Origin of the sequence: Vibrio sp. 661 (genome assembly GCF_033339315.1) — a bacterium.
GTDB lineage: Bacteria > Pseudomonadota > Gammaproteobacteria > Enterobacterales > Vibrionaceae > Vibrio > Vibrio alginolyticus.
Window position 1 is genome coordinate 471644 of record NZ_JAWOUJ010000001.1, and the last position, 6305, is coordinate 477948.

The 6305-nt window shown below is 44.2% G+C and carries 4 protein-coding genes and 1 pseudogene; 3 read left to right on the forward strand and 2 right to left on the reverse strand.

Annotated elements, in window-relative coordinates; genetic code table 11:
* Positions 1-2: 2 nt before the first annotated feature.
* The 3 genes from pstA to R7P69_RS02200 all read left to right on the forward strand — a co-directional run bounded on the left by pstA (position 3) and on the right by R7P69_RS02200 (position 4127).
* Positions 3-866 carry a phosphate ABC transporter permease PstA gene (pstA, locus tag R7P69_RS02190; protein ID WP_005383923.1) on the forward strand — a complete coding sequence of 288 codons (864 nt, stop codon included), beginning with the start codon at positions 3-5 and terminating at the stop codon, positions 864-866.
* A gap of 60 nt (positions 867-926) precedes the next feature.
* Positions 927-1676 (forward strand): phosphate ABC transporter ATP-binding protein PstB, encoded by a 750-nt coding sequence (gene pstB / locus R7P69_RS02195; RefSeq protein ID WP_005375156.1) that lies wholly within the window; start codon positions 927-929, stop codon positions 1674-1676.
* A gap of 327 nt (positions 1677-2003) precedes the next feature.
* Entirely contained in the window at positions 2004-4127 is a 2124-nt protein-coding gene (locus R7P69_RS02200; RefSeq protein WP_161441480.1) for a GGDEF domain-containing protein, read from the forward strand.
* A gap of 128 nt (positions 4128-4255) precedes the next feature.
* Here R7P69_RS02200 and R7P69_RS02205 read toward each other — a convergent pair whose 3' ends face one another.
* Both R7P69_RS02205 and R7P69_RS02210 read right to left on the reverse strand, forming a co-directional pair.
* On the reverse strand, positions 4256-5902 hold the full coding sequence (locus tag R7P69_RS02205) for a BatD family protein (RefSeq protein WP_213891102.1): 1647 nt from the start codon (positions 5900-5902) through the stop codon (positions 4256-4258).
* A gap of 4 nt (positions 5903-5906) precedes the next feature.
* A pseudogene (locus R7P69_RS02210) lies at positions 5907-6305 on the reverse strand (hypothetical protein); the annotation flags it as partial.

Sequence of the window (6305 nt, forward strand, 5' to 3'; positions counted from 1 at the left end):
TTATGGATCGCGCAAAACTGAAAAAAGCACGCCAGTTCAAAGATAATGTCTTTAACGCATTTGTCTGGATCTCGGCAGCACTAACGGTAGGTTTTTTGTTCTGGATTATCTGGTACATCCTATCAAACGGTCTACAACACGTAGATTGGAACTTCATTACTGATAACTATACGCGCACAGGTGAAGAGCATGGTATCTTCCCAATGATTGTGGCGACCATTTACATGGTTATCGCTTCTATCGCAGTGGCAGCGCCACTCGGTATCATGACGGCAATCTACTTGACCGAATACGCGAAAGTGGGCAGTCGTTTGGTGAAAATCATCCGATTCTGTACCGAGTCATTGGCGGGTATCCCGTCGATCATTTTCGGCCTGTTTGGTATGACTTTCTTCGTGGCGATTCTTGGCCTTGGCTTCTCTATTCTGTCGGGTGCATTGACGCTAAGTATCCTAATCCTGCCAGTTATCATCCGTACAACGGAAGAAGCGCTGATGGCAGTACCACAAACGTACCGTGAAGGCTCTTATGGCCTCGGTGCTTCTAAGATTTACACTATCTGGCGTTTGATTCTTCCGAGCGCAATGCCAGGTATCTTAACCTCGGTCATTCTAAGTATTGGTCGTGTCATTGGTGAGTCTGCTCCAGTATTCCTGACAGCAGGTATGGTTGCACGTATTCCGGATTCTTTATTGGATTCAGGTCGTACGCTAACCGTTCACCTATACAAACTGACTACCGAACTGTTTACCGTTGAAGAATGGAATCAGGCTTACGGTACGGCAACAGTGCTTATCGTAGTTGTTCTCTTGATCAACATGGTAACGAAACTGATTGCTAGACGTTTTAACACCGCAACTTACTAACAACACTAATTAAGAACGCACGTTAAAAGACACGAATTCAAGAATTAAGAGATTAAGACAATGAACAAATTTGATATTGAAAACCTAGACCTATTCTACGGTGACAACCAAGCACTGAAATCGATCAACTTACCAATTCCAGTTCGCCAAGTAACTGCACTTATCGGCCCGTCAGGTTGCGGAAAATCAACGCTTCTACGCTGTTTGAACCGAATGAATGATCTAATCGAAGGCGTGAAAATTACAGGTAAATTGGCGATGGACGGCGAAGATATTTACGGCAACATTGATGTTGCTGACCTTCGCATCAAAGTCGGCATGGTATTCCAAAAGCCAAACCCATTCCCGATGAGCATTTACGAGAACGTGGCTTACGGCTTACGTGCTCAAGGTATCAAAGACAAAAAGACAATTGATGAAGTGGTAGAGCGTTCGCTGCGCGGTGCTGCCCTTTGGGATGAGGTGAAAGATCGCCTTAAATCACACGCATTCGGTCTTTCTGGTGGTCAGCAGCAACGTTTATGTATTGCACGTACAATCGCGATGGAGCCGGATGTGATTCTGATGGATGAGCCAACGTCGGCACTTGACCCAATTGCGACACACAAAATCGAAGAACTGATGGAAGAGCTAAAGAAGAACTACACCATCGTTATCGTGACTCACTCAATGCAACAGGCGCGTCGTATCTCTGACCGCACTGCGTTTTTCCTAATGGGTGAACTGGTTGAGCACAACGATACGCAAGTGATCTTTAGCAACCCTCAAGACGACCGTACTCAAGGCTACGTAAATGGTGATTTCGGTTAATCCACCGTATTTACAAGCATAACTAAATAACTATAAGCGATGGTAACTTTGCCCCTCTTGATGAGGGGCCTTTTTCTTTTTAAGTCGTAGGCTTAAAACATCTACCAACACAAAAATCTTGTAAATAAGAACAACTTTCCTCCCCAGTTTATAAAGCATGTAACTTATGTGAAACATGGCTTTAAAAGTGCTGAAGAGCTCTCGAATGTAACACTAAGTCTGATAATTTTGCGAATGACTTAACAGCTCAAATTTGAACGTATTGATTGCATATCATGGCCTAAGTAGTTTTTTATCGAGGATAAAAAAGTAGATTAGGTTGGTAGGGTGAGTTTAAGAAGTTTTACAAGAAAAGTGTCTTCAACGAGGGACCATCGGTTGCTAGCGGAGGCAATCTTTGATCATTTAGAGAGTCTGTTCTCCCCTCAAGCCCTCGCTATTTTTGAAGATCCTTCAATTAACCCTCGTCATTCAATGAGCTTCTCTCGCGGAGAGCTTTACCCAACCCAAAACTATCCTGAGACATTCTGGGAGTGGGCAAGTCAGTTTGACACCTCTGAAAGCATCATACCTCTGGCGATCAACACTTGTAATTGGAATCACACCCGAGATTTAGGTGGTGATAGTTACATCATGATGCTCGACAACACGCCTATCAAACGTACCTACCTACTGATTCAATCTGTTCATGCTCGCACAGCACATAATATCTATGAAGAAAGTTACGACGCAATGCAACTCGCAGCGGCGCGTTGGCAATGTATTCGTGCTGAAAAAAATGCCTCGAAAGAGATCAGGCACAGAGATATTCGTGAAGCGCAATATGTTGATGAGATTAGCCAACGCGAGCGCTTTATCGAAAATATGAAGTTAGTTCAGCAAGTTGCACTCGAAATCTCTAATCCTGATTCTTTAAAGGACTTGTACTACAAAGCCGTCGAAGCGTTACGTGAACGACTTGGGTTTGATCGCTCTACACTGATGCTTCTCGATATGAAAAAGCGTAGCTTCAGTGGTACATACGGTACGGATGAGTCAGGAATTACGATTGATGAATTTCACACACAATATGATTTACACCAACTTAGCGAGGAGTATATCACCGCGTTATCTAGCCTTGAGAGCAACTTAGTTATTGTAGAAGACGCGCCAATATACACAGCAGGCAAGGTCATCGGGCAGGGCTGGAATGCGATGTTGATTTTACGCGATGGCAATGAACCGTTTGGGTGGTTCGCGCTAGATAACTTTATTCATCGTAAGCCGATAACGGCATATCAAAAACAGATGTTGGACTCGTTTGGTTCACTCTTCTCTCAAATTTACATTCGTAAGCGCCAAGAACAAAACGTACGCATGCTGCATTCAAGCATGGTTGAGTTATCACGTTGCACTACTGTCAGTGGAGTATGCAAATCGGCCGTCACTTTCGCCATTAAAAATCTTGGTATTGATCGAATGGCGGTGTTTTTAACTGATGAAAATTGCTCTTACATGCAAGGAACGTGGGGTACCGATATTCAAGGGAACGTGGTGGATGAATCTTACTTCTTTGGCGAAACCCAAGATTTCTCTCTTATAAATCTGGCTCGCTCAATGCCAAACGAAGTCGCATTTGAAGAATCAGTGCCTATTTATCATGACTGTAATATTGTTGGCTTTGGTTGGGCTGCGATGACGGTATTGACTTCAAATAGCAGTGGTCCTATCGCCTTTATCGCTGTTGATAATTTGCTGACACGTGCGCCCTTAACTTCTCAGTTACGTGAAGTGATTCGTATGTTCGCGTCCAGCTTAGCTGAAGTATTGCAACGTACTCAAGCTCAAGAGGCGATTCGCGAATTAAACGAAAACTTAGAGCTGGAGGTTCAGAACCGAACAAAAGAGTTGGAGGAAGCCAATCGACAGCTTGAGGTACTTTCTAAGCTCGATCCTTTGACGCGTCTTGGTAATCGCCGCATGTTAGAGCATGTGATGCAAAAATATTGCGCCCTAGAGTGTGAAGACGACATGTCGTTTGGCCTGATCCTGATTGATATTGACCATTTTGGCTTATTCAATAATCACTATGGTCACCTCGAAGGCGATATTGCATTGATGCGAATTGGCTATATCTTGGATCATCATACCAAAGGTGAAGATGAAGTTTTTTGCCGTATCGGTGGTGAGGAGTTTGCGTTGCTCATGATTGGTTCTGAGCAAGAGGAGGTTCGACTGAGAGCAGAGTGCATTCGTCAGTGCATCGAGGGCGAGGGGATAAAACATCGACATAACCCAGAAGGGGAGTTACTTACCGTTTCAGTCGGTTACTCCTGTTATAAAGCGAAAGGCAAAGACTTTAATTTCGACCATTTATATCAGTTGTCGGATAAGGCACTCTATCAAGCGAAGAATCATGGGCGAAATTGTGTAAGGCGATACGAATACGAGCTCCAAGTGTTTGTTGAGTGAGTGATGTTCATAAGAGCAACTTGATAGGGAAGGGGCGGCGGTTGGTGCTCTAGATAAAACCGCTAAAGCAAATTTGGCCGGATAAGAGAATGGGCAGCTCATGAGAGCTGCCATTGTTATCTAGTTATTTATAGCTTTTCGAGTTGGTGGTCGGTTTTTGTTACGTTTGCTTTGCCAAGGTTTTGAATTTTCGCTAGCAGCGAATCAGGGCTCCAAGGTTGTTGGTTAGCACTAAAATACGCTTGATTCATGGCATTAAGCTCTTGCTTAATTGCTTGTACGTCGCCAGGGTTTAGCCTGTCTTGATGAGTGGTTAAATACTCATTTACAGAGCGTTCAATTTTCGCAGCATCGCCCTCTTCGATGACTTTTTTTAGCGCGTCGATGCAAAGTGGTTGTTCAGTGTTTGAAACCGTTCCACTCGCTGTTATTGACCGCTTTTTCCATGCCCAAATAGCGATTCCCAATGTCATTATCCAAAGCCCTAGGAAAACAAAGGTTAATGTTCGCCAGAGACTGTTTACATCGCCGCTTGATTCAGGACTAGGGGCTGACACTAAAGGCGCTGAAAGAGGCGATTCCGGCAACGTGATTAGCCCAGTGTCATTTTTCTCTACGTCTAATGTTAGCTCTGGTAACGTTGTTTTCTTCGCTTCATCATTTTGACTGTCCCACCAGTTCAAGTCGTATCCTGGTAAGGTATATTTCCCGGCCTCTGTAGGAATAATGACTTGCTTCACCGTCATGGTAACGGTGCCATCTCTCGCGCTATCGAACTTAGGTTGTTCGGGATACACGCGCAGTGAACTCGGGTAACTAATATTGACTCGTGGCAGATATTCGGCTTGTGTACCGCGAGCCTTAACTTGAATGGTTCGAGTGAGTGAAGAGCCTTGTTTTACTGTGTTGATCGCGTTAGTCGACAGTAGATTACCTTGATCGTCTTGCCAGCTCTGTGTCGTTTCTAACGCTGAAGCAGGAAGCCATTCACCTTTAAATTCGCTCGGAATCGGTTTGACCGTGATTGGCATGCGTTCCGCTTTGGTGTTGATAGGCATTATTTTGGTTGAGCCCGTCAAGCTGTCGCCATAAATATAAGAACCGGTCAGTTTAGGACCTATCAAGGTATAAGTGCCTGGTTGATTGGCCGTTAAGCGAAACGACTGCTCTATGATCGCTACTTCTAACCCATTTAAGATCTTCTGTCTTTGTTGTAAGCCACCCAGTGCCTCAAGCTTCATGCCTTTAATCTGCGGAGGTACTATTTGCGGGTTATCTAGGCGTCGAGTGTCCGCTTTAATTAGAAGTTGTATACGTAATGTTGCAGATTGCTGAGGGTAGAGCGTACTGTTGTCGACCGTAATATTGAAGCTAAATAGATCATCAAGATTGGGGTCTGTTTGGCTCGCGTTGACACGTAGTTTGATCGGCTCCGTTTTCATGCCATCAGCGGAAAAACTTGGAATAGTCAGAACACCTTCTTTCATTGGTGCAATTGAGATACTCCACTCGGTACGCACTGATTTTCTTCCGTTAATGTTATTGCTAGAGCGGCCATAACGAGGTTGACCCAAGAAGAAGTCTTTCTCTAGAACATTGAAGTCGATTGAGTCTGAGCTGAGCTCAGTATCTGAAATGATTCTGAGGTTAATCACTTCATTCTTGGCTATTTGTGTTTTATTCACACTAGCTTGAAGTGTCTGTGCCATCACCGAGAAACTGGATATTAGGCTGGCCACAAAAATAAAGACCAGTTTTACGCCTTTGTTCATCACAGGCTTACCACTCCTTTTGAGATTGTTGTGGAGGTTGTTTTTGTTGCGCTTGAAGTTGCATTTGCGCACGGATCAAAAAGCTTGGGTCGCGAGCACTTTCTACTGCTTCTAGTCGACGAAACTCAGGATCATCCTGATGCATTTTTTCGGGATGCGCTTTAGCCTGTATTGGTTCACCTTGATCCTTCACTTGCTTGTCATCTCGTTGCGGTTGATGTTGTTCCGTTTCTTGTTTTTCTTGTTTTTCTTTTTTATTTTCAGAATCTTGCTGATTTTGTGACTGTTGTCCTTGCGCTTCTTTCCCTTCGTTTTGAGACTTTTGTTGCTGTTGCTGTTGCTGTTGCTGTTGCTGTTGCTGTTGCTGTTGCTGTTGCTGTTGCTGTTGCTGTTGCTGTTGCTGTTG